This is a genomic window from Labrys wisconsinensis (assembly GCF_030814995.1).
GTDB lineage: Bacteria > Pseudomonadota > Alphaproteobacteria > Rhizobiales > Labraceae > Labrys > Labrys wisconsinensis.
On record NZ_JAUSVX010000001.1, the window covers coordinates 346,617 to 372,007 of the forward strand.

A 25,391-nucleotide genomic window follows, 5' to 3' on the forward strand; every position below is an offset into this window, starting at 1 on the left:
TGCCCCGATGCGGTTGAAGCCCAAGCAGCTGCTCAGACTGCCAAATGTGAGCAGGTGCTGCGATACCATGGCGGCCGGGGCGGCGTAACCCCCGGGGGCTCAGGCCGTCTTCGCCCGCGCCGCCTTGGCCAGCTCCACCAGCACGGCGCGCAGCTCGCCGGGACCGGCGACGGGCCGGGGGAAGAGGAGCCGCGCCGTCTGGTCGCCCAGCGCGAGGTCGCAGCCCTCCGGATCGAGGCCGGTGAGGCGCCAGGGCCCGTCCGGCCGGCCGAGCAGCGCGGTGGCGTAGAGCCGCACGGCATCGGCATGGTCCTCGTTCATGTGCGCGACCGCCCCCGCCTCGCCCGCGGCCAGGGCCTGCGCCCCGGCGAGGTCGAGGACCAGCTCCTCGCGCGACAGGCGCGCCGCCCGGGCGAAGCCGCCATTGAGGTGCCCGCCCTCGACCGCGATGCGGAACACCGCGAAATCGGGGAAATCGGCATAGAGCGCCGATTTGGGATGACGGGCGAGGAACCGGGCGCGATCGCCGGCGTCCTCGCTCCGGGCGGCGCGGCCGATGACGGTCAGCCGGGCATGGGCCAGCGGATCGCCCTTGCCGCCTTCGGCCAGGAGCAGCGAGACGCGCGCGTCCGCCGCGATGTTGCTGGTATGGGCCGACAGGCCGGAGAGCAGCAGGAGCGGGGTGCCGTCCACGGCGGTGGCGACGCTGACCAGGCTGGCGAAGGGATGGCCGCTGCCGGCCGCGAGCGTCGCCAGCGCGCCGGCCCGCACCGTGCGCAGCAGCATGCGCGCCTCGGGGACCGGATCGAAGTCGGCCGGCTGAGTCGCCAAGGGCTCCTGGCCGGGCTGGCGGACGGTGTCGGGCTGGTCCATGGGGCATCCGAAATTGGAAGAAGGCAACGAATCTGGTCTGAGGCGTGCATAATATGATAGGAGATGTCACATTTCTGCCGGTTTGAGCGTAGACTTGGCACGCCGACCGCGCGTTTCAGCGCTCCAGAACATGCGAGATCGCCATGCCGACCATCGCCCTCGTCGACGACGACCGCAACATCCTCACTTCCGTTTCGATCGCTCTCGAAGCGGAAGGCTACCGGATCCAGACCTACAATGACGGTGTCGCCGCCCTGGAAGGGCTGAAGACCAGCCCGCCGGACCTTGCCATCTTCGACATCAAGATGCCGCGCATGGACGGCATGGAGCTCCTGCGCCGTCTCCGGCAGAAGTCGGAGCTGCCCGTCATCTTCCTCACCTCCAAGGACGAGGAGATCGACGAGCTCTTCGGCCTGAAGATGGGCGCGGACGACTTCATCCGCAAACCCTTCTCCCAGCGCCTGCTGGTCGAGCGCGTCAAGGCGGTGCTGCGCCGGGCCCAGCCCAAGGACGCGGCCGCGGCCAAGGGCTCGGACGCCAAGATCCTCGACCGCGGCCTCTTGCGCATGGACCCGGAGCGCCACACCTGCACCTGGAAGGGCGAGCAGGTGGTGCTCACCGTCACCGAGTTCCTGATCCTGCACGCGCTGGCGCAGCGCCCGGGCGTGGTGAAGAGCCGCAACGCCCTGATGGATGCGGCCTATGACGACCAGGTCTATGTCGACGACCGCACCATCGACAGCCACATCAAGCGCCTGCGCAAGAAGTTCAAGCAGGCGGACGACGAATTCGAGATGATCGAAACGCTCTATGGCGTTGGATACCGTTTCAAGGAGGCATGAGCCCGACGGCATGACCGCAGAGGTCGACCAGGCCCCGCCGTCCGAGAACGAAGCGACCCCGTCGCTCCGTCAGCAGCTGTGGTCTGCCGCGCGCGCCACCGGCATCCAGCCCTTCTCCAGCCTGACGCGGCGCATCGTCATCCTCAACCTCGCCGGCCTGGTCGCCCTGGTCGGCGGCATCCTCTACCTCAACCAGTTCCGCGAGGGCCTGATCGACGCCCGGGTCCAGGCGCTGCTGACCCAGGGCGAGATCATGGCGAGCGCGGTCGCCGCCTCGGCGACGGTGGAGACCGGTGCGATCCGCATCGATCCGGAGAAGCTGCTGGAGCAGCAGGCGGCGCAGGACGACAGCGCCCCGTCCGACGATTCGATGCAGGCGCTCGAGTTCCCGATCAATCCGGAGAAGGTCGCGCCGCTGCTCCGGCGCCTGATCTCGCCGACCAAGCTGCGCGCCCGGGTCTATGACCGCGACGGCAACATGGTGATCGATTCGCGGGCGCTGTTCCTCTACAGCGACATCGTCCGCTCCGACCTGCCGCCGCGCGAGGCCGAGCCCGACATCTTCCAGAAGATCTGGTCCTGGCTGCGCCAGACCTTCTTCCACGGCAGCCAGCCGGTCTACAAGGAGCTCGGCACGCGCAACGGCAAGGGCTATCCCGAGGTCGCCAGCGCCCTGACCGGCTCGCCCTCGACGCTGGTGCTGGTCAACGAGAAGGGCGAATCCATCGTCTCGGTGGCGGTGCCGATCCAGCGCTTCAAGGCCGTGCTCGGCGTGCTGCTGCTCTCCACCCGGCCCGGCGACGTCGACAAGATCGTCACGGCCGAGCGCCTCGGCATCCTGCGCGTCTTCGCCGTCGCCGCGGGCGTTACCATGATGCTGTCCTTCCTGCTCGCCGGCACCATCGCCGGGCCGGTGCGGCGCCTGGCCGAGGCCGCCGAGCGGGTGCGCCACGGCGTCAAGGCGCGCGAGGCGATCCCGGACTTCACCAGCCGGTCCGACGAGATCGGTCACCTCTCCGGCGCCCTGCGCGACATGACCAGCGCGCTGTTCACCCGCATCGAGGCGATCGAGAGCTTCGCCGCCGACGTGGCGCACGAGCTGAAGAACCCGCTGACCTCGCTGCGCTCGGCGGTCGAGACCCTGCCGCTGGCCAAGACGCCGGCCTCGCACCAGCGCCTGATCGACGTGATTCAGCACGACGTGCGCCGCCTCGACCGGCTGATCAGCGACATCTCCGACGCCTCGCGCCTCGATGCCGAGCTGCAGCGCGGGCAGGCCGAGCCGGTGGACGCGGCCAAGCTGGTGCGCGCCGTCATCGCCATCGCCAACGGCGTCGACCGCGGCGACGGCGTCACGGTGAAGCTGACGGTTCCGGCCGGCACCCCGGATGCCGCGCTGCTCGTCAACGGCTACGACTCGCGCCTGGGCCAGGTCGTCAACAACCTCATCGACAATGCCCGCTCCTTCTCGCCCAAGGGCGGCATCGTGCGCGTCATCCTCAAGCGCTACCGCAGCTTCGTCGAGATCCACGTGGTGGACGACGGGCCCGGCATTCCCGAGCATGCCCTCACCCGCATCTTCGAGCGCTTCTACACCGACAGGCCGGACGACCAGGGCTTCGGCCAGAATTCCGGCCTCGGCCTGTCGATCTCCAAGCAGATCGTCGAGGCGCACGGCGGCAAGCTCTGGGCCGAGAACCGGATGGACAGCGAAAAGCGCGTCCTGGGCGCCCGCTTCGTCGTGCGCCTGCCCGCCGCCGCGCCGTGAGCGGCCCCAGCATCCATGCCACCTGCCTCCTCGTCGGCGCCAAGGGCGTGCTGATTCGCGGCGCGCCGGGCGCCGGCAAGAGCCGCCTCGCCCTGGCCCTGATCGACGACGCCGCACGGCGCGGGCGCTTCGCCCGGCTGGTCGGCGACGATCGCGTCGTGCTGGAGGCAGCCGGCGGCCGGCTCGTCGCCCGTGCTCCCGCCGGCATTGCCGGCCTGATCGAGCGCCGGGGCCTCGGGATCGAGCGGGTGGCGTTCGAGCCGGCCGCCGTGCTGGCGCTGGTGGCCGACATCGTCGCGGACGACGCCCTCGAACGGCTGCCCGAGGAGGCCTCGCGGCGCACGGTCCTCGCCGGCATCGCCCTGGCGCGCCTCGCCGTGCCCGGCGACCCCGCCCGGGCGGTGCCCCTGGTCGAGGCGGCGCTGGCGGCCTTGCCGGAGCGCTGACCCGGCCGGCGTTTTTGTGACCAAACTGCGACAATCTGGTTCATCGGGAGGCTTGTTTTTGTGCACCGCAAGAATATGATCCCGGCCTCATTGCGCGGCCCGCCGATGCGCTTGAAGGGCGGGGTGGTCGCGTGTCGCGGAGGCACCGTTCCCATCTTGCCCATGCTTCGACGGTGCGTAAGCGGATGTTCGATATCGCGCAGCCCGGCGGTGTCGGTTCGGGCCATCGGCTTTGGACGGATCGGGCGATGATCGGCATCGTGCTCGTGACCCACGGTCGCCTCGCGACCGAATTCCGCGCCGCGCTCGAGCACGTCGTCGGCCCGCAGCAGCAGATCGAGGCCATCAATATCGGCCCGGAGGATGACGTCGAGCAGCGTCGGCGCGACATCATCCGCGCCGTCGGCGAGGTCGACAGCGGCCAGGGCGTCGTCCTGCTCACCGACATGTTCGGCGGCACGCCCTCCAACCTCGCCATCTCCGTGATGAGCGGCCCCTCGATCGAGGTGGTCGCCGGCGTCAACCTGCCCATGCTGGTGAAGCTCGCCAGGGTCCGCGGCGAGAAGTCGCTGGCGGACACGGTTGCCGTCGCGCAGGAGGCGGGCCGTAAATATATCAACATCGCCAGTCGCGTTTTGTCAGGTCAATGATGCGCAGTTTTGCTTCCCGAGCGGCGAATGCTACCTTCAGCAATCCGTGGGCGGAGTGTTGGGGGTCGAAACCGGCCCCGGCGCCTGAGCAGATGCGGGCCGAATTCGGCGGCGTGAGACAGATGGAATCGAGCAGCGTGGACGAACCTTGCAACGAGTCGGCGATGCCCGCCGCGGATGGTTCGATCGTCCGGGTCCTGCCGATCGTCAACAACAAGGGCCTGCACGCCCGGGCTTCGGCCAAGTTCGTGCAGACCAGCGAGCGCTTCAACGCCGAGGTCAAGGTCTCGCGCTGCGGCGAGACGGTGGGCGGCCTCTCCATCATGGGCCTGATGATGCTCGCCGCCGCGCGCGGCACCACCATCACCGTGGAAGTGCGCGGCCAAGAGGCCGCCGCCTGCATGGCGGCCATCGAAGCGCTGGTCGCCGACAAGTTCGGCGAAGAGGCCTGACGGCCCGCCCCGACGCCGGTCCCCGGCTCCCCTCCCAGATCCCCGTCACGCGAATCGCCGGCAAGGCCGGCGCGTCCCAGCGATCCCTCCGGGATGGCGGAACGCGCCTTCCTGCGCCCGCGGCGCGCCTCAGGTCGCGGTCCCCGCCGCCGGCTTGCGCGGCCGGGCGAGGCGCATGGCGATCACCCGCAGCACCACGTAGAACACCGGCGTCAGGAACAGGCCGAACACGGTGACGCCGCTCATGCCGAAGAACACCGCCGTGCCGAGCGCCTGGCGCATCTCGGCGCCGGGACCGACGGCGATGACCAGCGGCACCACGCCGAGGATGAAGGCGAAGGCGGTCATCAGGATCGGCCTGAGGCGCAGCCGGCAGGCCTCCACCACCGCCGCGACCGGATCCTTGTGGTCGCGCGCCTCCGCCTCGCGGGCGAACTCGACGATCAGGATGGCGTTCTTCGCCGCCAGGCCCACCAGCACGATCAGGCCGATCTGGGTCAGGATGTTGTTGTCCATGCCGCGCAGCATCACGCCGACGAGGGCCGAGAGCACCGCCATCGGCACGATCAGGATGATGGCGAGCGGCAGCGACCAGCTCTCGTACTGGGCGGCCAGCACCAGGAAGACGAACAGCACCGACAGGGCGAAGATGAAGATCGCCGTGTTGCCGGTCGAGCGCTCCTGGAAGGCGAGCTCGGTCCATTGGAAGGTCGCGCCCTGGGGCAGGGTCTCCTGCGCCAGCTGCTCCATGGTGGCGAGCGCCTCGCCCGTGGAGACGCCCGGTGCCGGATTCCCCTGCAGCGGCACGGATGTGTACATGTTGTAGCGCTGGATCAGGTCCGGCCCGGACACGTCGCGGATGTCGACCAGGGTGCCGAGCGGCACCAGGGCGCCGCTGGCCGAGCGCACACGGAGGCGGGCGATCTGCTCGGTGTCGGAGCGGAAGCGCGCCTCGGCCTGGGCCCTGACCTGGTAGACGCGGCCGAAGGCGTTGAAGTCGTTGACATAGGCGGTGCCGAGATTCTGCTGCAGCGTGTCGAAGATGTTGCTGATCGGCACGTTGAGCAGCTCGGCCTTCTGCCGGTCGATGGCCAGGAAGATCTGCGGCGCGCTGGCCGTGAAGGTGGTGAACACGCCGGCGAGCTTGGGATTGGCGCGGGCCTTGCCCATCAGCTCGTAGGTCGAGGCCAGGATGCGGCGCACGTCCGGCCCGATCCGCTCCTGCACCTGCATCTTGAAGCCGCCGCTGTTGCCGATGCCGCGGACCGGCGGCGGCGGGATGGCGATGATGAAGGCCTCCTCGATCGCCTGCATGCGGCCGAACAGGTCCTTGATGATCTTGTCGGCGGTCAGGCCCTCCTTCACCCGCTCGTCGAAGGGCTTGAACGGCACGAACACGGCCGCGGCATTGGAGGCGTTGGTGAAGGTCGCGCCGGAGAAGCCCGCGAAGGCGACGGAGTGCTCGATACCCGGCGTCTGCAGGGCGATCTCGGTGATGCGCTTGGTGACGGCGTCGGTGCGGGCGAGCGAGGCGCCGTCGGGCAGCTGGGCGACGATGATGGCATAACCCTGGTCGAGCTGCGGGATGAAGCCGCGCGGCACCGCCTGGGCGATCCACACCGTGCCGGCGAGCAGCCCGGCATAGATCGGCAGGGCGATCAGCTTGCGCCGGACGATGCCGCGCACCGCGCCGGCATAGCCGCTGGACATCCGGTCGAAGCCGCGGTTGAAGCCGCCCGCGAGCCGGTTGCCGATCCGCCCGACAATGGTCTTCGGCGTCCTGGCATGGTGCGGCTTCAGCAGAATCGCCGAGAGAGCCGGCGACAGCGTCAGCGACAGGAAGGCCGAGATGAAGGTCGAGACCGCGATGGTCAGGGCGAACTGGCGATAGAACTGGCCGGAGAGCCCGGGGATGAAGGCGGTGGGAATGAACACCGCGCCCAGAACCAGGGCGATGGCGATGACGGCCGTGCCGACCTCGTCCATGGTCTCGTGCGCCGCATCGCGCGGCGACATGCCCTCGCCGATGTTGCGCTCGATGTTCTCGACCACGACGATGGCGTCGTCGACGACGATGCCGATGGCCAGCACCATGCCGAAGAGGGTGAGGTTGTTCAGCGAGAAGCCGAAGGCGGCCATGATGGCGCAGGTGCCGATCAGCGACACGGGGATGGCGACGATCGGGATCAGGGCCGTGCGCCAGCTCTGCAGGAAGACCAGGATCACCAGCACCACCAGCACCACTGCCTCGCCCAGCGTGTGGTAGACGGCGTTGACCGACTCGGCGATGAACTGGGTCGGGTTGTAGACGATGTCGTAGGCGACGCCCGGCGGGAAGGACTTCTTCAGCTCCTCCATCGTCTTGATGATGTCGGCGGCGGCGTCCAGGGCGTTGGTGTTGGGCCGCTGGAAGATGGCGAGCGCCACGGCGGGCTTGCCGTCGAGATAGGAATTGGTGACGTAGTCCTGGGCGCCGAGCTCGACCCTGGCGACGTCCTGCAGGCGCACCAGGCGCCCGTCGGAGGTCGAGCGCACGATGATCCGGCGGAACTGCGTCGCGTCCTGGAAGCGGCCCTGCGTGTTGATGGTGATGCGGAAGGCGCTGTCGGCCGGGGTCGGCTCCTGGCCGAGGGCACCGGCCGAGACCTGGACGTTCTGCGCCCGGATGGCGGCGACCACGTCCGAGGAGGTCAGGCCGAAGGTGGCGAGCCTGTCGGGGTCGAGCCAGACGCGCAGGCTGTACTGGCGCTCGCCGAAGATGGTGAGGTCGCCGACGCCGTCGAGGCGCAGCAACTCGTCGCGCACATTGTTGCGGGCGTAGTTGGAGATGTAGAGCTGGTCGTAGCGGTTGTCCGGCGAGAACATGTGCACGACCATCATCAGGTCGGGCGAGCTCTTCAGCGTGGTGACGCCGAGGCTGCGCACGTCGTCCGGCAGGCGCGGCGTGGCGATGGCGACGCGGTTCTGCACCAGCACCTGCGCCTGGTCGAGGTCGGTGCCGAGCTTGAAGGTGATGGTCAGCGACAGGTTGCCGTCGCTGCTGGCATAGGAGGACATGTAGAGCATGTTCTCCACGCCGTTGATCTGCTCCTCCAGCGGCGTGGCGACGGTGGCGGCCACGGTCTCGGCATTGGCGCCGGGATAGGAGGCGCGGATGACGATGGTCGGCGGGGCGATCTCGGGATATTGCGCCACCGGCAGGCCGAGGAAGGCGATGGTGCCGACCAGCGAGATGACGATGGCCAGCACCACCGCGAAGATCGGCCGGTCGACGAAGAAGTGCGCGAACCGCATCTGCCCTGCCCCTACTGCTTGGCCACGACGTAGACGTCGGGCAGGGTGGTCGGCTTCGGCGTGATCTTGACGCCCGGCCGCACGCGCATCAGCCCGTTGACGACGATGGTCTCGTCGCCCTTGAGGCCCTCGCGGATGACGCGGTAGCCGTCGACGCGCGAGCCGACGCGCACCGGCTGCAGCGACACGGTGTTGTCGGGCCCGACGACATAGACCACCCGGCGGTCCTGGTCGGTCGACAGCGCCTCCTCCGGCACCAGCACGCCGCGATATTTGTCGGAGCCGAGGATGCGGATGCGCCCGAACAGGCCCGGCACCAGCTTGAGGTCCTTGTTGGGGAACTCCGCCCGGGCCCGGATCGTGCCGCTCGCCTGGTCGAGCCGGTTCTCGGTGAAGTCCATGTGCCCCTTGTGGGTGGGCTCGTCCTCGTCGGAGGTCGCCACCGACACCTCGTTGGGGTCGCCGCCGATCGACACCTTGAGCGAGCCGGTCGCCAGCTTCTCGTAGGCCAGGAAGGAGCGCTCGTCGACGTCGAAGTAGAACTGGATCGGATCCATCGACACGATGTTGGTGAGGATGGTGTCGTTGGCATTGACGAGGTTGCCGATCGACACCAGGCGGCGCGACAGGCGCCCGGAGATCGGCGCCTTGATCTCGGTGAACTGCATGTCGAGCTTGGCGCGGTTCAGCGTCGCCTGGGTGCGGTTCACGTCGGCGCGCGCCGTCGCCAAGGCCTGGGTGCGCTGGTCGTAGATCTGGCCGGAGATGTTGCCGGTCTTGCGCAGGTCCTCGGCGCGGGCGAGATCGCCGGTGGTGAAGTCGAGATTGGCCTTGGCCGATTCCAGGCTCGCCTGCGCCTCCTCCAGCGCCGCCTGGTAGGGGCGCTGGTCGATGGTGAACAGCGGGTCGCCGGCCTTGACGATGGCCCCGTCGGCGAAGGCGATCTTGTCGACATAGCCGGAGACGCGGGCGCGGATGTCGACCTGGTCGACCGCCTCGAAGCGGCCGATGAAGTCGTCATACTCGACGACGTCCTTCACCACGGGCTTGGCGACGGTGACGGTCGGCGCGGGCGGCTGCTGGGCCTGCGCGGCCGGCGCGAGGGCGAGGCCGAGGGCCAGCAGCGGGGCGAGGCGGAGGAGGCGCCGGCACGCGGGCCTGCGCTGGGACGTCGTGGCTTGGACCATGGGTGGCCTCGTTCGACCGGAGAGAAAGGACCTGAGGCGTCCGGCGCGCGGGCGCCGGCGAGAGTTTTCGACAATCGATGCCGCTCCGCGGCAGCCTGGTGTTGTGCTTCCGCCGCTCGGTTCCTGACCATTGTGCCGGAAGCACAACACAAGGCCTTGAACCAGCTGGGGTTCCGGGCTGACGGTTCGGGACGGACCGTCAGAGTCGGAACACTAGCAAAAATCCGTGCCGCCGCAACGGCAGGGGGCGAGCCCGGCCGCCGCCGCCTCCGGGGCCGGCGAAGCCGGTCGTGCCATGCCTGTCCTGCGCGCACGACCAGGGTCATCCGCCCGTCCTGCGACGCGGCGATGACGAGCCTGCCTATCGCCTGGCGCGGCCGGCGACTAGCCGGCAGGGTGCGAATAGTCTTATGCGTCCGGCTCATGAATGGCCGGACGGACGGCCGCTCGCAGGGCTCAGAGCACGGCGAACGGCGTCCCGGGCGATCCCGTGGCGCCGACGATCGGCGTCGGCGCGAAGACATAGGCGAAGGTGAAGCGTCGCTTCTCCGCCAGCGGGTCGAGGTTCATGCCTTCGTGCAGGTGGATCCCGTGCCGCATGATCAGGTGCTGGTGGCAGGGCAGCACCATCTCGGGATCGACGGGCGGCATGACGTCGACGGCGAAATTGTCCGCCCCGACCACGGAGGGCCGCAGCGCCGACAGGAACTCCGCCGCGGCCAGGCCCAGCCCCGGCGCGCCGTCGTACCAGGTCGCAGCCTCGGCGTGGAAGCGCGAGCCGTGCCCGGTGCGGATCAGCACGACGTCGCCGGGCTCCAGCCACGCCGCGGGGTCGAGGCCCTCGCGCTCCAGGCAGGCAAGGAGATGGTCCGGCGTGATCTCGAATCCCGGGTCGAGCGGGGCGCCGAACAGCCCCTGCACGTCGAGCAGCACGCCCCGGGTGAAGAAGATCGGCGCCTGCTCGATGCCGAGCCGCTTCAGGCCGTAGGGCGTCCAGATGTCGGCGAGGCGGTTGCCGTTGTAGAGCAGCGTCTGGCAATGGCCGCAGCCGCCGAACTGGTGCCCGACATGGCCGAGCCCGTCCATGTGGGTGCCGATCTGGCCGATCTCGGTGGCGATGAAGTCGTCGTTCCACACCGTCCGGCTGCGGCGCCCCTCGGGGCCGCCCGTCGGGCCGCCGGGCAGCTTCAGGCCGAAGGTCCGGCCGGGCGACAGCGGCATCGCCGTCGAATAGGGGAAGCCGAGGCTGACGGTCTCGCCGGTGCGGATCAGCCCGATCGCCGCCTTGACCTTGTCCGGCCCCTGCAGATTGCCGTTGCCGCGCTGGTCGCCGGCCCCCCAGGCCGAGGGAAACCAGGCTTCGCCCAAGGCGGGATTGGTGTCGTCGGACATGGCCGGACTCAGGTGGCGGAGGCGCCGCGGCGCGCCAGCGCCCGCCGGGCGACGATGGCCCGGGACAGGGCCTCGACGACGATCACAATGATCAGCAGCGCGCCGGTTGCAAGGCTCTGGGCCCAGAAAGGCGCACCCATGCCGCCGATGCCGCTGATCAGGAAGCGCAGGGCGAACAGCCCGCACAGGATGCCGGGGATGCTGCCACGCCCGCCCTGCAGGGCGACGCCGCCGATCAGGCAGGCGGCGACGGCCTCCAGCAGCACCGCCTCGAAGCCGAGCGGGCTGGCGCTGCCGGAGCGCAACGACAGGAGGGCGCCGCCCAGCCCGGCCAGGCCGGCGGACAGGGCGAAGGCGAGCACGATCGGCCGGCGGATCGACACGCCGGCGGCGCGCGCCTCGGCCCGCCCGCCGCCGATCGCATAGAGCTCGCGGCCCCACAGCGTCCGGTTGGCGAACAGCCCGACGGCCAGCGCCGCGGCGAGCAGCGTCAGGCTGAGCGGCGAGAAGACCAGGAAGCGGGCGGCGAAGCCGTCCGTCATCGCCAGCCGGTCGAACGGGATCAGCACGGTCGTCTCGCCCGAGGCGATCAGGGTGATGCCGCGCAGGCCGATCAGCGTGCCGATGGTGAAGATCATCGAGTTGATGCGCAGCCAGGCGATCGCCAGCCCCTGCAGCGCGCCGAGGCCGGCGGCGAAGGCGGCCACGGCCAGGATCGCCGGCATCGGGCCGGCCGACGGCGCGAGCTTGACCGCGATGACGCCGCACAGCGCCGCCATCGAGCCGACCGACAGGTCCATCTCGCCGGCGATCATCGTCAGCCCGACGCCGAGGGCGATCAGCCCGGTGAGCACGGCGCCATCGAGCAGCGCCGCGCCGCCCTTGAGCGAGGTGTAGGTCGGCAGCATCGCGGCGAAGATCGCGTAGACCGCGACCATCAGCGCGGCGCGGGCCAGGAGGTCGCGGGCCTGGGGCGAGGCCATCATCGCGCCCTCCCCTGCAGGAGATGGAAGGCGCAGGTCGCCACGACGACCAGCCCGCCGACGATCGTCATCCGGACACCGGCGCTGAGGCCGTTGAGCAGCATGAAGTTCTGCAGGAGCGCGATCAGGACGGCGCCGAAGGCCGCCTGCAGCGGCGAGCCCTGCCCGCCCCGGAGCGCGATGCCGCCGACGAGGACGGCGGCGATATAGTCGAAATCGGTGCCGGTGAAGAGATCGGCCTTGGCCTGCGCGAACTGCGCGACGGTGAAGATCGCGACGATGGCGCTCCCGAGGCAGAGCAGGGTCATGGCCGCGACGGTGGCGGCGCCGACGCTGAGCCCGCTGGCGATCGCCGCCGCCCGGTTGGCGCCGGAGAGCACCAGGAGCCGGCCGATGCGGGCCCTGCGGATCAGGAACCAGCCGCAGAGCGCGATCGCCGCGAAGGCCCAGCTCTGGGTCGGGATGCCGAGCGGGCGGGCCGTGCCGAACCAGCTCGCCGCCGCGCTGTCGATCCGCACGATGCCGTTGCCGCTGACCAGCGAGGCGAGGCCGCGGAAGACGGCGCCGAAGGCGAGCGTGGTGACGATCGGGTTGCCGATGACGGTGATCGCCAGCCCCTGGGCGATGCCGGCCGCCGCCGCGATGGCCAGGGTCGCGGCCGCGCCGCCGGCAAAGCCCAGCGCCTGCGTCGCCAGGGCGAAGATCACGGCCAGCAGCGCGGCGAGCTGGCTGGCGGACAGGGCGAACAGGTTGCCGGAGATGGTCACGAAGCTCATGCCGATCGCCACGATGCCGGTGATGGAAGCGGCGCGGACGATGACGAAGGCATTGTCGACCGTGGCGAAGGCCGGGGTGGTCCAGCGCGCCGCCAGCACCAGCAGGACGATCGCCGCGGCGATCAGCGCCAACGGCACGATGCGGGCGGACCGTCCCGGCGGCGATGTCGATTGGGTGAGGGCCAGCATGGGCTCCGCCTGCGAGCGTTGGGGATGGCGACGCCGGGTCACGCGGCGAGATCGGGATGGGTGACGTCGCGCGTGATGCTCTCGACCGTGTGCGCCGCGGCCTCGGCCAGACCAACCAGGCGGCCGTGATAGAAGGTCGCGACCCGGTCGGCGAGGCCGAGCACCTCCTGGGTGTCGGAGGAGGAGAACAGGATGGCGAGGCCGGCCTGCGCCTGGGCCCGCAGGTGCCGGTAGATCTCGGCCCGCGCCCCGACGTCGACGCCGCGGGTCGGCTCCTCCACCAGGAGCAGGCGCGGCGGCAGGCCGATCCATTTGCCGAGCGCGACCTTCTGCTGGTTGCCGCCGCTGAGATGGCCTGCAAGCCGGCCGAGGCGGTCGGGATCGAGGCCGAACTGCCCGGCGATCGTCCTGGTATGGGCCCGCTCGGCGCCGGCATCGATCAGCGCCAGGCGCGTCACCCGGTCGAGCGCCGGGGCCGACAGGTTCTCCACCAGGCTGCGCGCGGCGAAGATGCCGTCGCGCTTGCGGTCGTCGGAGCAATAGCCGACCCCGGCCGCGATGGCATCGGCGATCGAGCGCGGCGCATAGGGCCGGCCGGCGAGCGTCAGGCGGCCCTGCTGGGCCGGCACCGTGCCGGCCAGCATGCGCAGCACCGCATTGGCGCCGCTGCCGACCTGCCCGGCCAGCGCCAGGATCTCGCCCTGCCGCAGCCGGAACGACAGCGGCGCCTGCAGGCCGCGGCACAGCCCCGCCTCCACGGCGAGCAGGGTCTCGCCGAAGGCCTCTGCCCGCGGCGGGAACATCTGGTCGAGCCGTCGCCCGAGCATGCGCTCGATCAGCCCGTCGACGTCGAGCGAGGCTGTCGCCACCGGCGGGAAACTGCGCCCGTTGCGGATGATGGTGACGCGCCCGGCGAGCTCGAACACCTCGCCAAGCCGGTGGGTGACGTAGACGATGGCGCAGCCCTCGGCCGACAGGGCGCGCACCGCGGCCTTGACGCGCGCGATCTCGGCGTCGGACAGCGCCGCCGTCGGCTCGTCGAGGATGGCGATGACCGCCTTGCGCGACAGCAGCCGGGCGATCTCGACGAGCTGGCGCTCCGCCACGGAGATCGAGCCGGCCGCCTGCAGGGGGTCGACATGGTCGAGCCCGACGCGGGCGAGGAAGGGCCCGGCCAGGCGGGCCAGCCTCGCCGGCGAGCGCCAGACGCCGACGCTCCCGTCGCCGAGGAAGACGTTCTCGGCCACCGACAGCGTCTCGACGATGCTGAGCTCCTGCGCGACATAGGCGATGCCGGCGGCCTGGGACTGCACGGGCGAGCGGATGGCGCGCGGCGTTCCCGCGATCTCGATCGTCCCCGCGTCCGGCGTCTCGACCCCGGCGAGGATCTTGACGAGCGTGCTCTTGCCGGCGCCGTTCTCGCCGAGCAGCGCCATCACCTCGCCGCGCCGCACCTCCAGGTCGACGCTCTCCAGGGCGACGGCCGCGCCGTAGCGCTTGGCGATCTTGGTCATGCGCAGCATGGCGGCCTCCCCGTCGGCGGCCGTGCCGTCCGCTGGCACGGCCGGTCGGTCTTTCAGAAGTTGCACAGCTCCTTGGCCGTGCGGCCCCAGAGCTTGGTCTGATCATAGGCCTGCTGCGAATTGCCGACCGGCGGGTTCGGCAGGAAATTGTACTTGTGCGGCGCGCCCTCGTCCGAGGGCGGCGCGTCCGGGCCGGCCTCGACATAGACCTCGCCGTCCTCGACCTTGCCGGTGTTGACGAACTTGGCCAGCGTCTGCACCGCGAGCCAGCCTTCGAAATAGCCGGACTGGATGGCGGTGCCGACCAGCTCGCCGTTGACGACATGGCTGGAATCGCCGTGGCAGGTGCCGCCGACGATCAGGATATCCTTGCCCGGCGTCAGGCCGTTCTCGCGGGCCGCCTGCGTCGCCGCGCCGGCGATGGAGTCGTTCTCCGTATAGAGCCAGGTCAGCACGCCCTTGTTGGCCGGGATGATCTGCGCGGCGACCTTGTAGCCCTCGTCCTCGAGGAAGCCGGCGGTCGGCACCACGGCGATCGTCTCCAGCTTGCCCTTGACCGCATCCTGGAAGCCGGTCACCCGGTCGTCGCCGGCGGAGACACCGGCGGGGAAGCGGATGATCGCCCCCTTGCCGCACTTGATCGGCGCCTTGGCGCAGGCGTCGAGCAGGAGCTCGGCCGCCGTCTTGCCGCTCAGGAAGTCGTTGGCGCCGGCATAGGCGGTCCAGTAGGCCTCGGTGCCCTTGATCGGATACTGGTTCGAGACGATCACCGGCGCGCCCGACTGCGACAGGGCGCGGAGCGAGCCCAGGCCCGCCGCGTTCTCGAACGGCCACCAGACATAGCCCGCCACCGCCTCGCCCGATGCGAGCTGCTGCTGCACCTGGCTGTCCTGCTCGGCCTGGTTGAAGTTGTTCTCGATGACCTTGATGGTGTAGCCGAGCCCGGCCGCCTTATCCCGGGCGCCCTTCTGGAACTGGCCGATATAGGGGTTGGTGCTCGACGGCACGAACACCACGATCGTGCCCTTGTCGGCCGCCGAGGCCGGGGCGAGGCCGGACGTCGCCAGGCCCAGCGCCGCGACCGCGGCCCGAAGTCCCCACCCGAAGCTTGACGATGCCATTGCCGTCCTCCCTTGGCCGCCATTCGCGGGCGTGCCGTTTTGCTCGATCCCCGTCCCGGCGGACGTCGGACTTCCAACGCCGGCAGGGAGGGCGGCGCGATCGACCGGGCCTCGTCGCCCGGCCCACCGTCGGCGAGGACGGCGGCGCCGGCATCCTCCCGGACCGGCTGGCGATATAAACACTATCTAGTTAGTACACGTCAACGCCGTTTCAGCGACGCCGTCATCCGCGCTCGCCCCGTCAGCCGTGCTTGAGATAGGCGACGACGGCATCCTGGATCATCTGCCGGTGCCGCGCCCTGGTGCCGTGCTCGCCGAGGTCGCGGGCGAAGATCGTGCCGAACGTGTGCCGGTTCGAGACGCGGAAGAAGCAGAAGGCGCTGATCATCATGTGCAGGTCGACCGCGCTGATCGCCGCCCGGAACGTCCCCTCCTTGCGCCCACGCTCCAGGATCGCGGTGAGCGCGTCGATGACCGAGACGTTCAATCTCGCGATCGTCTCCGACCGCGCCATGTGCTCGGCCCGGTGGATGTTCTCGATCGCCACCAGGCGGACGAATTCCGGATGGGCCTCGTCATAGTCGAAGGTCGAGCCGATCAGCACCCGGATGGCGGTCTCCGGGTCGAGATTGGCCAGGTTGAGCGCGTCCTCGACGTCGCGGATGGCCTGATAGGCCTTCTCGAGCACGGCGAGGTAGAGCCCCTCCTTGCTGCCGAAATGATAGTAGATCATGCGCTTGGAGGTGCGCGTCCGCTCGGCGATGGCATCGACCCGCGCGCCGGACAGGCCATGCGCCGCGAATTCCTGCGTCGCCACGTCGAGGATGTCGCTGCGGGAGAGATCGGCGTCGCCACGGCGCGAAGCCGGCCTTTCTGCCGCGGCCTTGCCCGCCTCCGGCGCTCCTGCCGCCTCGTTCCGCCTCGCCATCGCCGGTTCTTCCCGCCGCCTCATCCGCATGACCTCGGCTTCGAACGTCGCGATCCGCGGCCGCGACCGGCAGCAGGCCGCCGCGATCGGGAGACTCCCGCCGCGGGCGGCAAGCCGGCCCGCGAACGTCCAAGTTCGTCCCCTAAGCAGTTTCCGCGGCTTTCGCCATGATTGATTTGGCATGTCCCATGCAAAATCAAGGCTGCCCGAATGCGTGGGCCCGGACGGATTCCGGAGAGCCTGCCCGGAGGCGGCCTTCGCCACCCTCTCTGCGGCGAACCGTGGGGCGGGAGCTCTGGACAAATGTACGAACCAGTTCGTATATGAGCCGGGACGCGCAGGCTCGGGAGAAGACGTGTGTCGGCAGAAGGGTCAACCGGAACCCCCGTTCGGGCAGCGCTGATCGGCGCCGGCATCCAGGCTTCGCTGACGCCGGCCCTGCACATGGCCGAGGGCTCGGCCAACGGCCTCGCCTATGACTATGAGCTGATCGACCTGGAGCGGCTGCATCTCGATGCCTCCGCGCTGCCGCAGATCCTCCAGGCGGCCGAGCGGCGCGGCCTCGTCGGCCTCAACGTCACCCATCCCTGCAAGCAGGCGGTCCTCGCCGAGCTCGATGCGCTCTCCGACGACGCCGCCGCGTTGCGCGCGGTCAACACCGTCGTGCTGCGCGGGGGCCGGCGCGTCGGCCACAACACCGACTGGTCGGGCTTTCGGGAGGGCTTCAGGCGAGCCCTGCCGGACGCCGACCTCCGCGCCGTCGTCCAGCTCGGGGCCGGGGGTGCCGGCGCCGCCGTCGCCCATGCCGCGCTCGTCATGGGGTCGGCGGCGCTCACCCTGTTCGACCGCGAGGCGGACCGGGCCGAGCGGCTGGCGGCCGACCTTGCCGGGCGCTTCCCCGACCGCCGCATCCGCGCCGGCGGGGACCTCGACGCGGTAATGGCGACGGCCACCGGCCTGATCCATGCGACGCCGACCGGCATGCGCGGCCATCCCGGCATGCCGCTGCCCGCGCACCTCCTCGACGGCCGGCCCTGGGTGGCGGAGATCGTCTACTTCCCGCTCGAGACCGAGCTCCTGCGCGCCGCCCGTGCCAGGGGCTGCCGCACCGTCGACGGCGGCGGCATGGCCGTGTTCCAGGCGGTCGGCGCCTTCCGCCTCTTCACCGGCCTGGAGCCCGATGCCGGCCGGATGCTGCGCCACTTCGAGAGCCTGGTGCGCGGCGAGCCCGCCGGCCGGAGCGGATGAGGCTACGGCCTCGCGATCCGCCGGGCACGGCGCAAGGCGCCCTTCACCCCTTCACCGCGCCGGCCGAGAGGCTCTCGACCAGGAAGCGCTGGAGATAGACGAAGCCGAGGGCGACCGGCACCACTGCCAGCACCGAGGCGGCCATCAGCAGGCCCCAGTCGGTCTGGTGCGAGCCCTTGAAGATCATGATCCCGGGGGTGAGCGTGCGCCGCGCGTCGTCGTTGATCAGGACGTAGCCGAACATGAACTCGTTCCAGGCGGCGACGAAGGCGAAGACGCCGGTCGCCAGGATCCCCGGCGCCGAGAGCGGCAGCAGGATGCGGCGGATGAAGCCGAGGCGCGAGCAGCCGTCGATCTCGGCGGCCTCCTCCAGCTCGATCGGGATCCCGTCGAAGAAGCCCTTCAGCATGAAGGTCACCAGCGGGATCATGAAGGTGCAGTAGACGATGATCAGCGCCCAATAGGTGCTGAGCAGGCCGAGATGCCGCATCAGCACGTAGAGCGGCACGAGCAGCAGCACGCCCGGGATCATCTGCGACACCACCATGGCCCCGCCGACCAGCCGGCTCACGGTCTGGTATCCCCAGCGGCTGAGGGCGTAGCTGGCGAACACCGACACCACCAGCGTGAACAGGGTCGAGGCGCCGGCGACGATCAGGCTGTTGCGGAAATAGACGAGGAAATCGCTGTCGAGCAGCACGGCGGCGAAATTCTTCAGCGTCGGCGCCGCGATCAGGAAGGTCGGCCGGCTGCTCATCACCTCGGCCGGCGGCTTCAGCGCGGTGTCGAGCATCCACAGGAAGGGAAAGAGGCACAGCACGCAGAAGACGGCGAGCGTCGCATAGGTCGCCACGCCGGCGATCAGGCGCTGGCTGCGGTTCACCACCATCAGCGCCCGCCCCGGCGGCGCACGCCGTAGAAATAGACGAAGAACATGGCGGCCATGAAGCCCATCGACATCGAGGCCAGGGCGCAGGCGGCGCCGACGTCGAAGTCCTGCATGGCATAGCGGTAGATCATCACGGGCAGGGTCTGCGAGGCGTTGAGTGGGCCGCCCTGGGTCATCACCCAGATGAAGTCGAAATTGATGGCGGTCCAGACGATGTGCATGAACACCAGCGTCAGCGACACCGCCTTGAGGTGCGGCAGGGTGATGACGAGGAAGCGCCGGAGCGTCCCGGCCCCGTCGATCGCCGCCGCCTCGTGCAGCTCGCGCGGCACCGCCTGCAGCGCCGCCAGGAGGCTGATGGTGTAGAAGGGAAAGCTGCGCCAGATATTGACCAGGGTGACCGTGAGCAGCGCCGTGTCCACCTGTCCCAGCCAGTCGCGCGGGTGATCGATGAGGCCGAGATCGACCAGCCAGGCGTTGAGCACGCCGTAATCAGGGTTGAGCAGCCACATCCAGTTGAGGCCGGCGATGGCGATCGGGATCACCCAGGGCACCACCACGATGCCGCGGAACACGGCGCGGGCCCGGATCGGCTGCGCCAGCGCCAGGGCGGCGGCGAGCCCGAGGGCATATTCGCCGGCGACGGAGAGGCCCGTCCAGGTCAGCGTGTTCCACAGGGCGGGGAGGAAGTCCTCGTCCTCCAGGACGGTGCGGTAATTGTCCGCCCCGGCGAAGCCCGACGTCGCGGGGTCGACCAGGTTGGCATAGTGCAGGCTCTGCCAGAGCACGTCGGCCAGGGGAAAGGCGACCAGCACCAGCATCAGCGCCGCCGCCGGCGCCAGGAACAGGGCGGCGGCGCGCCGCAGCCGGGCCTGGCGGCCGGCCGCCGGGCGGGCGACCGCCGCCGCCCCGTCCGATGCCGCGAAGTCCAAGGCCGCCATGGCTCCCCCGCCCTCCCGCGGCGTCACTGGGTGGAGATTTCACCCGACTGGCGCAGGCTCTTGTTGATCGCCTTGCCGAGCCAGGCCGCCACCGAAGCCGGATCTTCGTTCTTCAGGAGCACGCGGCCGATCGAATCCGCCATGTCGCGGGTGATCGAGCCGAGCGCCACCGGTGGGAAGGACACGCCGATCGGCGTCAGCGAGGTGAAGGGCTGGCCCCAGACCGCGTCGCCCTCGATGTCGCTCCGCGGCGAGCGGTCGGGGTAGACGGCCGACTGGAAGTCGTGGCCGAGCATGAAGGCGGCGAAGGTCCAGGTCTCCTTCGGGTGCTTGCTCCTGAAGATGTAGAAGGGCGCGATCTCGAAGAAGGTGGCGGCCTTCTGCCCGGCCGGCGGCGGGGCGACGCGCACGTCCTTCATCGTCTCGGCGTTCTGGTCGATGCGGCTGCGCATCCAGGAGCCGTCGACGACCATGGCATATTGACCGAGGGCGAAGTTGGTGTCCTCCTCCTCCCAGCCCCAGCCGGCCGCCTGCTTGGGGATCACGTCCTTGTCCAGCATCTGCCGGTAGAGCGCGAACACCTCGGTGGCGCGCTTCATCTCGTCGGGATTGTCGGCCCAGTCGTTGCGATACTTGCCGTCCGGCATGCGCCGGGCCAGCGACACGCCGTTCTGGGCGAGATACATGATCAGCTCCTGCGGCGAGCGCACGCCCTTGCCGGCGATGCCAAAGCCGTTCTTGCCCGTCGCCTGCTTGATCTTGCCGGCGGCCTCGACCAGCTCGGTCCAGGTCTTGGGCGGCTCGGCGATGCCGGCCGCCTTGAGCATGTCGGCATGGTAGAGCAGGCCGCGCAAGCCGAGATAGTTCGGCAGCGCCAGGAGCTTGCCGTCGACGGTGAGCGCGGCGAGGGCGTTGGGATAGATCTTGTCGCGGTCCGGCCAGGCCGCCGCGTCGGCGGTGAGGTCGGCCAGCGCGCCCATGCGGTTGAACTCGCCGAGCCATTCGATCAGGCCCCAGCTGAGGTCCGGCGCGTCGCCGCCGGCGATGGCGGTGACCAGCTTGTCGTGCAGGGCGTCGTAGGCGATGGTCTGGGTCTTGATCCTGATATCGGGGTGGGCGGCCTCGAAGGCGGCGATCTCTGCCTGCGCCGCCCTGGTCTCGGCCTGCACCGGATCCCAGGCGACCCAGAAGTTCAGCGTCACCGGCTCGGCCGCGGCACCGCGGGGCAGCAAGGGCGTCGCCAGCGCGGCCAGCAGCAGTCCGATCTTCAGCATCCTCATCGTCGTTCTCCCCTGATTGGCCTTGTTGGTCTTGTGGCGGCCGCGTGCGGATGGCGAAGGGTCAGGCCACCACCTGCTGGTCCGGCGACACGCCGCCCTCCCTGCGCGCGCGCTCGCGGCGCAGCTCCTCGATCGAGCGCACCGGCAGGCGCGCGGCGCCCTGCCAGTCGCGCTTCGGCACCTTGCTCCCGGCCAGCCGCGCTTCGGCGCCGGCGACGGCGTGGGCGTATTGCGGCAGCCAGCGCGCCTGCGCCACCAGCAGCTCGTCGACCATCTGCCAGACCTCGTCCGGCGTGCAGACGGCGCCGACCAGCGGGTCGTTCAGCACGGCGAGCTTGAGCAGGTCGACGTCGCCGGTCACCGCCGCCTTCACCGCCATGCGCTGCACGTTGATCGAGGCGATGCAGGGCGCGGCGCAGGCCTCCGGCAGGGTGAGGCCGGCGACCATGTTGAGGCCGAAGCGGTCGACGAAGCCGGTCGATTCGACGATCGCGTCTGCCGGCAGGTTGGTGATCAGGCCGCGATTCCTGACATTGAAATGGCCGCGATAGACCCGGCCCGTCTCCAGCGCCTCGATGATGTAGCTGGCATGCTCGGTGGTGCGGCGGCCCGGATCGATCGCCTTGTCCGCATCGGCGAGGAAGCGCGGGAATTCCTCCTCGAACCAGTTGCGCCCCTCGGTGCAGACCCTGAGATAGCCGCCGGTCTCGCCGTGGATCCATTCGGACATGTCGATCCAGCGGCCGATCTCCTCCGGGCGCTTGCGGTACCAGGGCAGGTATTCGGACAGGTGCCCGTTGCTCTCGGTGGAATAGACGCCGAAGCGCTTGAGCACGTCGATGCGCACCTTCTCCTGGCGCGAGAGCACGGGATGGCGCTCATAGGCGGCGACGAGCTCGTCGCGGCCGACGCGCCGGCCGTTGTGGCGCACGTCGATATACCAGGTCTGGTGGTTGATGCCGGCGCAGATGTACTCGACCTCGCTGGGGTGGGCGGCGCCGAGCGCCTCGGCGATCTGGCGCCAGCCGTGCTGCACGCCGTGGCAGAGGCCGATCGTGTCGACCCCGCCGTGCTCGAGCGCGGCCCAGGTGTTCATCGCCATCGGGTTGGCATAGTTGAGCAGGCGCGCGCCCGGCTCGGCCACGGCGCGGATGTCGCGGCAGAACTCGAGGATAGCCGGGATCGAGCGCTGGCCGTAGAGGATGCCGCCGGCGCAGATCGTGTCGCCGACGCATTGGTCGACGCCATATTGCAGGGGGATGCGGATGTCGTCGGCGAAGGCTTCCAGGCCGCCGACGCGCACGCAGTTGATGATGTAGCGCGCCCCCTCCAGCGCCGCCCGCCGCTGCGTGGTGGCGCTGATGCGCGCCGGCAGCCGGTTGACCGCGACCACGCGCTCCAGGATCTGCCGGATCATGCCGAGATTGTGCTCGTTGATGTCGGTCAGGGCGAACTCGGCTTCCTGCAGCTCCGGCACGCACAGGATGTCGCGCACCAGGGTGCGGGTGAAGCCGACGCTGCCGGCGCCGATGATCGCGATCTTCAGGGGAGCCATCTCGTTCCGTCTCCAGCACAGGAACACCCGCCGGGCGCCGTTCGCGCCAAGGGACCGTTCCGCCCGCCCCGTCCGGGCCGAGCCGCCGCGCAATGTCCAGCCGTCTCATCTATGCTCGGGGGCCGATCGGCTGAACAGAGGATGCCGGTGCTCTCATGGGTAATTCTGTGCTCGACCATCTGGTCGACCGCGGCCCGGTCCGCCGGGTGATCTCGCTGCCGCGCCGGCGCGCTCCGCTGCACATCATGCCGACCAGCGCCGGCTACGAGATCGCCGAGGGGCCGGCCTATGACTGGGACGGGCGCAAGCGCGGCAACACCCCCTTCTCGGTGCTGCAGCACACCGTCGCCGGCGCCGGCCGGCTGCACTACGAGCGCCGGGAGCACCGGCTGCGGCCGGGCGACACGATGCTGGTGACCATTCCCCATCCCCACCGCTACTGGCTGGAGGGCGGGGAGACCTGGTCGTTCTTCTGGATCGCGATGAGCGGCCAGGAGGCGCTGCGGCTGCACCGGGCCATCCTGGCCGCGGCCGGTCCGGTGTTCCGCCTCCGGACGGAGACGGTCGACGAGCTCGCCCGGGCCTGCCTGGCGCTCGCCGACGAACCGCTGGAGGCCGGCCGCGCCTCCGGCATCGCCTACACCGCCACCATGGCGCTGCACGACGACCTCCTGGCCCGCCAGGAGGCCGGCGCGGGCGAAGCCCGCCACGCCGCCATCGCCCGCGTCACCGCCCATGTCCGCCAGCACCTCGACGAGCCCCTGGAGGTGCAGGCGCTTGCCGACGTCGCCGGCATGAGCCGCGCCCATTTCAGCCGCCTGTTCGCCCGGGTCGAGGGCCTGCCGCCTTCCGAATTCGTGCTGCGCGAGCGCATGCAGCGGGCGGCGCGCCTGCTGGTCAACGGCCAGCTCAGCGTCAAGGCCATCGCCAGCGCCTGCGGCTTCGCCGACCCCAACTATTTCGCCAAGGCCTTCCGCCGCAGCTTCGCCATCAGCCCGTCCGCCTTCCGCACGACTGGCATGTATGGGGGGCCGCGGTCGGAACGGTGATCTCCGGACGGGTCCGCCGTCTCAGGCCGCGCGCGGCTCCTTCGACAGCCGGGTCTGGGCGGCGAGGCGGATCGGGGCGTTGGCGGCGCCGAAGCCGCGATAGGAGCGCCGCTCGACGATCTCGAAGAAGAACCGGTCGGCGAAGGCCCTCGTGTAGATCTGGAGATATTCGCCGTCGGCGTCGCGGTCGTAGAGGATGCCGTGCCGCGCGAAGGTCGCGAGCCGGTCCTCCGGCAGGTCGAAGCGCGCCGCCAGGTCGTCGTAGTAGTTGGCCGGGATGGCGAGCATCGCCACGCCGCAGGCCTCCAGCCGTTCGGCGGCCGCCACGATGTCGCCGGTCGAGAAGGCGACGTGCTGCACGCCCGACCCCACGAACTCGTCGAGGAACCGGGAGGAGAGCGTACGCTGGCCCTGGGAGCCGTTCAGGATCAGGCGGAGGCTCGACTGCGGGTTCTGCAAGGCCTGGCTGCGGACCAGGCCGGCGGGGTCGGCGACATCCACCGCCGGCAGCTTCGAGAGATCGAAGAGCGCGGTGTAGAACAGGAGCCACGACAGCATCTCGTCATAGTGCATGGACTGCGAGATGTGGTCGACGGCATCGAGCGGGCCGGCCGCTCCGGTTTCGGCCTCCACCTCGAAATCGGCGCTCCAGAGCGCGCCGGCCGGTCCCTGGCCGTCGACGAAGCGGATCAGGCTGCCGCCGACGCCGGCTATGGCCGGGATCGCCGGCTCGCCCGGCCATGCGGCCTGGTGAGGCGGGGCCGCGAACAGGCCGCGGGCGCGGCGCATGGCCGCCTCGGCATCGTCGACGGCGAGGCCGAGCGAAGAGATCGACGGCCCGTGCAGGGTGGAGAAGGCCCGGGCGAAGCCGTCGGGATCCTTGTTGATCACGAGGTTGATGGCATTCTGCGTCCACACGCTCACGTCCCGGGAGCGATGGCGCCATCGCCTGGAGAAGCCGAGGCCCGCCAGCATCTGTTCCAGCTTCTCGGCCTGCGCCTCGTCGACGGCGAATTCGAGAAAGGCCACGCCGCGGCAGGCCACGCGCCCGGGCAGGCCGGCCGCCGGCACTTCGGCGGGCGCGGTCTGGTCGAGCAGCCAGGCGATCGAGCGGCGGCCGTCAAGCGCCACCATTCGGGCCGAGCCGGCCCGGAACTGGTCGTTGAAGATCTCCAGCGACAGCACGCCGTCGTACCCCGTCGCCTGCACCGCGCGCACGAACTCGGCCACCGGCAGGTCGCCCTGGCCCGGCATGGTGCGGAAATGCCGGCTCCAGGACAGGAGGTCGAGCTGGAGCCGGGGGGCATCGGCGAGCTGCACCAGGAACAGCTTCTCCTTCGGGATCGAGCTGATGCTGGTCACCTCGATGCCGCGCGACAGCGTGTGGAAGCTGTCGAGGATGAGGCCGAGCGCGGGATGGTCGGCCCGGCGCACGATCTCCCAGGCATCGCGGTGATCGCTGACGAAGCGGCCCCAGGCCAGGGCCTCGTAGCCGATCCTCAGGCCGCGCCGGGCGGCGCGCCCGGCCAGTTCCCGGAGGTCGGCGGCGGCCCGGTCGATGCCGCCGAGCGCCTGGGGCGAGACGCTGGAGCAGATCAGCACGAGATCCGTGCCGAGCTCCTCCATCAGATCGAACTTGCGCTCGGCGCGGTCGAACGCCTTGCGGCGCGCGGGCTCGGGCAGGCCCTCGAAGTCGCGGAACGGCTGGAAGAGTGTGACCTCGAGCCCCTGGTCGCGCACCATCCGGCCGACCTCGCGCGGCGAATGGTCGAAGGACAGCACGTCCGCCTCGAAGATCTCGACCCCGTCGAAGCCCGCCCGGGCGATGGCGGTGAGCTTTTCCGAAAGGTCGCCGCTCAGCGACACGGTGGCGATCGAGGTCTTCATCACGGGGGCTCCTGCGCGATCCTGCGTGCGAGGAGGGTGGGAAGGGGGCGCCAATGCGTCAATGACCAAGAATGCGGCATACTATAACATCATGGTATAGGCGCCGGCCGGCGCGATC

General features: G+C 70.2%; 21 protein-coding genes. 7 read left to right on the forward strand and 14 right to left on the reverse strand.

What is annotated here, in order from left to right; all coding sequences use genetic code 11:
- Nucleotides 1-99 precede the first annotated feature (99 nt).
- On the reverse strand, nt 100-873 hold the full coding sequence (locus tag QO011_RS01545) for a HugZ family pyridoxamine 5'-phosphate oxidase (RefSeq protein WP_307266757.1): 774 nt from the start codon (nt 871-873) through the stop codon (nt 100-102).
- A 143-nt stretch (nt 874-1,016) separates the two neighbouring features.
- On the opposite strand from QO011_RS01545, the gene QO011_RS01550 reads away from it, so the two are divergent.
- From QO011_RS01550 to QO011_RS01570, 5 genes are all read left to right on the forward strand, one after another.
- Entirely contained in the window at nt 1,017-1,715 is a 699-nt protein-coding gene (locus QO011_RS01550) for a response regulator transcription factor (protein WP_307266760.1), read from the forward strand.
- Between the two features lie 10 nt (nt 1,716-1,725).
- The gene (locus QO011_RS01555; RefSeq protein ID WP_307266763.1) at nt 1,726-3,483 is read left to right on the forward strand and encodes a sensor histidine kinase; all 1,758 of its coding nucleotides are present in this window, start codon (nt 1,726-1,728) and stop codon (nt 3,481-3,483) included.
- On the forward strand, nt 3,480-3,929 hold the full coding sequence (locus QO011_RS01560; protein ID WP_307266765.1) for an HPr kinase/phosphorylase: 450 nt from the start codon (nt 3,480-3,482) through the stop codon (nt 3,927-3,929). The genes QO011_RS01555 and QO011_RS01560 overlap by 4 nt, the downstream gene beginning before the upstream one ends.
- A gap of 248 nt (nt 3,930-4,177) precedes the next feature.
- The gene (locus QO011_RS01565; RefSeq protein ID WP_307266766.1) at nt 4,178-4,579 is read left to right on the forward strand and encodes a PTS sugar transporter subunit IIA; all 402 of its coding nucleotides are present in this window, start codon (nt 4,178-4,180) and stop codon (nt 4,577-4,579) included.
- Nucleotides 4,580-4,743: 164 nt separating this feature from the next.
- Nucleotides 4,744-5,031: an HPr family phosphocarrier protein gene (locus tag QO011_RS01570; RefSeq protein ID WP_307269185.1), complete on the forward strand. Its 288-nt coding sequence runs from the start codon at nt 4,744-4,746 to the stop codon at nt 5,029-5,031.
- A gap of 129 nt (nt 5,032-5,160) precedes the next feature.
- Here QO011_RS01570 and QO011_RS01575 read toward each other — a convergent pair whose 3' ends face one another.
- From QO011_RS01575 to QO011_RS01610, 8 genes are all read right to left on the reverse strand, one after another.
- Complete coding sequence (locus QO011_RS01575) at nt 5,161-8,325, reverse strand: efflux RND transporter permease subunit (protein ID WP_307266769.1); 3,165 nt, start codon at nt 8,323-8,325, stop codon at nt 5,161-5,163.
- Between the two features lie 11 nt (nt 8,326-8,336).
- Nucleotides 8,337-9,512, reverse strand: a complete 1,176-nt coding sequence (locus QO011_RS01580; RefSeq protein ID WP_307266771.1) for an efflux RND transporter periplasmic adaptor subunit — start codon at nt 9,510-9,512, stop codon at nt 8,337-8,339.
- A gap of 456 nt (nt 9,513-9,968) precedes the next feature.
- Nucleotides 9,969-10,904 (reverse strand): cyclase family protein, encoded by a 936-nt coding sequence (locus QO011_RS01585; protein WP_307266773.1) that lies wholly within the window; start codon nt 10,902-10,904, stop codon nt 9,969-9,971.
- An 8-nt stretch (nt 10,905-10,912) separates the two neighbouring features.
- On the reverse strand, nt 10,913-11,890 hold the full coding sequence (locus tag QO011_RS01590) for an ABC transporter permease (protein WP_307266776.1): 978 nt from the start codon (nt 11,888-11,890) through the stop codon (nt 10,913-10,915).
- Nucleotides 11,887-12,852 (reverse strand): ABC transporter permease, encoded by a 966-nt coding sequence (locus QO011_RS01595; protein ID WP_307266779.1) that lies wholly within the window; start codon nt 12,850-12,852, stop codon nt 11,887-11,889. The genes QO011_RS01590 and QO011_RS01595 overlap by 4 nt, the downstream gene beginning before the upstream one ends.
- Nucleotides 12,853-12,890: 38 nt before the next feature.
- Nucleotides 12,891-14,375 carry a sugar ABC transporter ATP-binding protein gene (locus QO011_RS01600; protein WP_307266781.1) on the reverse strand — a complete coding sequence of 495 codons (1,485 nt, stop codon included), beginning with the start codon at nt 14,373-14,375 and terminating at the stop codon, nt 12,891-12,893.
- Nucleotides 14,376-14,428: 53 nt separating this feature from the next.
- Nucleotides 14,429-15,496 carry a sugar ABC transporter substrate-binding protein gene (locus QO011_RS01605; RefSeq protein WP_307266784.1) on the reverse strand — a complete coding sequence of 356 codons (1,068 nt, stop codon included), beginning with the start codon at nt 15,494-15,496 and terminating at the stop codon, nt 14,429-14,431.
- A gap of 241 nt (nt 15,497-15,737) precedes the next feature.
- Nucleotides 15,738-16,424: a TetR/AcrR family transcriptional regulator gene (locus tag QO011_RS01610; protein ID WP_307266786.1), complete on the reverse strand. Its 687-nt coding sequence runs from the start codon at nt 16,422-16,424 to the stop codon at nt 15,738-15,740.
- 357 nt (nt 16,425-16,781) lie between these two features.
- Here QO011_RS01610 and QO011_RS01615 point away from each other — a divergent pair, with 357 nt between their 5' ends.
- Nucleotides 16,782-17,672: a shikimate dehydrogenase gene (locus QO011_RS01615; RefSeq protein WP_307266788.1), complete on the forward strand. Its 891-nt coding sequence runs from the start codon at nt 16,782-16,784 to the stop codon at nt 17,670-17,672.
- A 43-nt stretch (nt 17,673-17,715) separates the two neighbouring features.
- Here the strand turns inward: QO011_RS01615 and QO011_RS01620 are convergent, their stop codons facing one another.
- The 4 genes from QO011_RS01620 to QO011_RS01635 all read right to left on the reverse strand — a co-directional run bounded on the left by QO011_RS01620 (nt 17,716) and on the right by QO011_RS01635 (nt 22,337).
- Nucleotides 17,716-18,561 carry a carbohydrate ABC transporter permease gene (locus tag QO011_RS01620; protein ID WP_307266789.1) on the reverse strand — a complete coding sequence of 282 codons (846 nt, stop codon included), beginning with the start codon at nt 18,559-18,561 and terminating at the stop codon, nt 17,716-17,718.
- Entirely contained in the window at nt 18,561-19,502 is a 942-nt protein-coding gene (locus tag QO011_RS01625) for a carbohydrate ABC transporter permease (protein ID WP_307266791.1), read from the reverse strand. Before QO011_RS01625 ends, QO011_RS01620 begins: the two co-directional genes overlap by 1 nt.
- 23 nt (nt 19,503-19,525) lie before the next feature.
- On the reverse strand, nt 19,526-20,782 hold the full coding sequence (locus QO011_RS01630; RefSeq protein ID WP_307266792.1) for an ABC transporter substrate-binding protein: 1,257 nt from the start codon (nt 20,780-20,782) through the stop codon (nt 19,526-19,528).
- A gap of 61 nt (nt 20,783-20,843) precedes the next feature.
- Nucleotides 20,844-22,337, reverse strand: coding sequence for an alpha-glucosidase/alpha-galactosidase (locus QO011_RS01635; RefSeq protein ID WP_307266794.1), 1,494 nt, complete (start codon nt 22,335-22,337; stop codon nt 20,844-20,846).
- Nucleotides 22,338-22,492: 155 nt separating this feature from the next.
- Between QO011_RS01635 and QO011_RS01640 the strand changes: the two genes are divergently transcribed.
- Nucleotides 22,493-23,386 carry an AraC family transcriptional regulator gene (locus tag QO011_RS01640; protein WP_307266795.1) on the forward strand — a complete coding sequence of 298 codons (894 nt, stop codon included), beginning with the start codon at nt 22,493-22,495 and terminating at the stop codon, nt 23,384-23,386.
- Nucleotides 23,387-23,407: 21 nt separating this feature from the next.
- Here the strand turns inward: QO011_RS01640 and QO011_RS01645 are convergent, their stop codons facing one another.
- Entirely contained in the window at nt 23,408-25,273 is a 1,866-nt protein-coding gene (locus tag QO011_RS01645; protein ID WP_307266796.1) for a bifunctional sugar phosphate isomerase/epimerase/4-hydroxyphenylpyruvate dioxygenase family protein, read from the reverse strand.
- Nucleotides 25,274-25,391 lie beyond the last annotated feature (118 nt).

Bases quoted from the DNA above. Each gene is read 5' to 3' on its own strand.
- QO011_RS01580 (WP_307266771.1), bottom strand. From the start codon at position 9,512: ATGGTCCAAGCCACGACGTCCCAGCGCAGGCCCGCGTGCCGGCGCCTC.
- QO011_RS01605 (WP_307266784.1), bottom strand. From the start codon at position 15,496: ATGGCATCGTCAAGCTTCGGGTGGGGACTTCGGGCCGCGGTCGCGGCG.
- QO011_RS01600 (WP_307266781.1), bottom strand. From the start codon at position 14,375: ATGCTGCGCATGACCAAGATCGCCAAGCGCTACGGCGCGGCCGTCGCC.
- QO011_RS01565 (WP_307266766.1), top strand. From the start codon at position 4,178: ATGATCGGCATCGTGCTCGTGACCCACGGTCGCCTCGCGACCGAATTC.
- QO011_RS01585 (WP_307266773.1), bottom strand. From the start codon at position 10,904: ATGTCCGACGACACCAATCCCGCCTTGGGCGAAGCCTGGTTTCCCTCG.
- QO011_RS01590 (WP_307266776.1), bottom strand. From the start codon at position 11,890: ATGATGGCCTCGCCCCAGGCCCGCGACCTCCTGGCCCGCGCCGCGCTG.
- QO011_RS01630 (WP_307266792.1), bottom strand. From the start codon at position 20,782: ATGAGGATGCTGAAGATCGGACTGCTGCTGGCCGCGCTGGCGACGCCC.
- QO011_RS01575 (WP_307266769.1), bottom strand. From the start codon at position 8,325: ATGCGGTTCGCGCACTTCTTCGTCGACCGGCCGATCTTCGCGGTGGTG.
- QO011_RS01595 (WP_307266779.1), bottom strand. From the start codon at position 12,852: ATGCTGGCCCTCACCCAATCGACATCGCCGCCGGGACGGTCCGCCCGC.
- QO011_RS01570 (WP_307269185.1), top strand. From the start codon at position 4,744: ATGCCCGCCGCGGATGGTTCGATCGTCCGGGTCCTGCCGATCGTCAAC.
- QO011_RS01620 (WP_307266789.1), bottom strand. From the start codon at position 18,561: ATGGTGGTGAACCGCAGCCAGCGCCTGATCGCCGGCGTGGCGACCTAT.
- QO011_RS01545 (WP_307266757.1), bottom strand. From the start codon at position 873: ATGGACCAGCCCGACACCGTCCGCCAGCCCGGCCAGGAGCCCTTGGCG.
- QO011_RS01555 (WP_307266763.1), top strand. From the start codon at position 1,726: ATGACCGCAGAGGTCGACCAGGCCCCGCCGTCCGAGAACGAAGCGACC.
- QO011_RS01550 (WP_307266760.1), top strand. From the start codon at position 1,017: ATGCCGACCATCGCCCTCGTCGACGACGACCGCAACATCCTCACTTCC.
- QO011_RS01635 (WP_307266794.1), bottom strand. From the start codon at position 22,337: ATGGCTCCCCTGAAGATCGCGATCATCGGCGCCGGCAGCGTCGGCTTC.
- QO011_RS01610 (WP_307266786.1), bottom strand. From the start codon at position 16,424: ATGGCGAGGCGGAACGAGGCGGCAGGAGCGCCGGAGGCGGGCAAGGCC.
- QO011_RS01645 (WP_307266796.1), bottom strand. From the start codon at position 25,273: ATGAAGACCTCGATCGCCACCGTGTCGCTGAGCGGCGACCTTTCGGAA.
- QO011_RS01625 (WP_307266791.1), bottom strand. From the start codon at position 19,502: ATGGCGGCCTTGGACTTCGCGGCATCGGACGGGGCGGCGGCGGTCGCC.
- QO011_RS01640 (WP_307266795.1), top strand. From the start codon at position 22,493: ATGGGTAATTCTGTGCTCGACCATCTGGTCGACCGCGGCCCGGTCCGC.